A 1,452-nucleotide genomic window follows, 5' to 3' on the forward strand; every position below is an offset into this window, starting at 1 on the left:
GGAATGGTTCAACCGAGGTCCTGGCGGACCGTGGGATTTTTCAGGCGGCTACGCCTGTTTAAGGGAGGGACGTAACACCAGGTACCATACCTTTAATCATGGGTGGTGGCCTGACCCTCCTGGGCTTGGCCCGTCGTCGCCGTGTGCGCGGCGGTGAACTGACGTCTAGTAAGTAGGACCGGGGTCGGGTCTCCCATTGCACGCTCTGTGCGCCAAGCCGACGCGGGATTCGGTGGACTTTGCTCTCGCTCGTCCACCCTCACCCTACCGACCCAACTGATGACCAAGGCCGGCTTTTTTTGCCTGATGCTTTTGATCCTACGATTTCGCTGCCATCTAAACACACAAATAGCATCAAAAACATCTAGAACATGACTGAAGAACTTTGCGCTTATCCATGTGGCATAAGCGTAAACAAGTTTCTTATTGGCATAAGTGCCTCTTTCATTTCCTCAATTTATTGTTGCAAGCGGTTCAACCGGAAGCAGTCCTGAAATTTCAGCAGTGGATCCCTCTTGATGAATTTCTTCAAGCAACTCCTTGGTGCTACTTAACTGGAGCCAATTCGCAGGCTGATACTTCTTCTCCCCTCCAGCTGCCTTATGAAGATCGTTAAGTCTCAAGCAATCATTGACTAATAAACTGAGACGATCCGAGTCTATCCTCAAGCAAGACCGCGAATTTAGGCTACATCAACAGATACCCGCTTCGGCGGGTTTTTTTGTGCCTACGATCCTTGATCCATCTTATTCGAAACCAGAGGAGTTTCTGTGCATCCAGTATTCCGCATCGCCATCGTTGTGCTCGCCTTCTTCGCTCTGCGTCAGTTCATCATATTCTTGTCACCCTTCATCACCATTGTGTTGATGATCTGGATTGTGCTCAAAGTCATCTAGAGCGATCTCTGCTCGCTTCTTCCTGCTGTGTTGATGAGCTGGATTGTGCCTAAAGCCGTCTAGGTCGATTAACACCCCCCCCGCTCGCTCCCCCCTCTCTAAAGACCGTTGTTCCTAGCGCCATCACTGGCATTTCCAATCAGTCCTATTAAGCCTTCTTTAAGGAGGAATCCATGCGCTCGTTCAAATCTCCAAAGGACCTGAAGTCCTTTCCCTCTGATCACCCCGCCAAACCACTACTGACTGAACTCGTCAACAGCCTAACCACTTTTGAAGGTTACGACCCGGATGCTGACGGTTGGGTCGTCCTGATTGATGAAGGTGATATCGATAAGCCCCTCATTGATCTCTGGGAGGACTGGACGTTACTGGACGCGCCATGGGAAGGCGTCATGAAGGTTGATGGTTTCTATGAAGTGATCTTCTTGGCCAACAACCAGTTCGGCATTGTCTTCGTCGTTCCGATTCAACCCTGGCTCCCACCGCATTACCGCAGCGCACTCGAGGAACACCTCGATCCCTAAACATAGGAGAGACACCATGGCACGAAAACCCA

2 protein-coding genes and 1 pseudogene are annotated in these 1,452 nt (G+C 50.7%); 2 read left to right on the forward strand and 1 reads right to left on the reverse strand.

Annotation, left to right across the window (positions count from 1 at the left end):
• Positions 1–92: 92 nt before the first annotated feature.
• Positions 93–668 (reverse strand): annotated as a pseudogene (locus G3480_RS26625) (KilA-N domain-containing protein).
• A 102-nt stretch (positions 669–770) separates the two neighbouring features.
• Between G3480_RS26625 and G3480_RS29160 the strand changes: the two are divergent.
• Entirely contained in the window at positions 771–896 is a 126-nt protein-coding gene (locus G3480_RS29160; RefSeq protein ID WP_276611761.1) for a hypothetical protein, read from the forward strand.
• Positions 897–1,069: 173 nt separating this feature from the next.
• Positions 1,070–1,420 (forward strand): hypothetical protein, encoded by a 351-nt coding sequence (locus G3480_RS26630; RefSeq protein ID WP_164657208.1) that lies wholly within the window; start codon positions 1,070–1,072, stop codon positions 1,418–1,420.
• Positions 1,421–1,452: the final 32 nt, after the last annotated feature.

It is taken from the genome of Thiorhodococcus mannitoliphagus (assembly GCF_010915725.1).
In the GTDB taxonomy this organism is placed as follows: domain Bacteria; phylum Pseudomonadota; class Gammaproteobacteria; order Chromatiales; family Chromatiaceae; genus Thiorhodococcus; species Thiorhodococcus mannitoliphagus.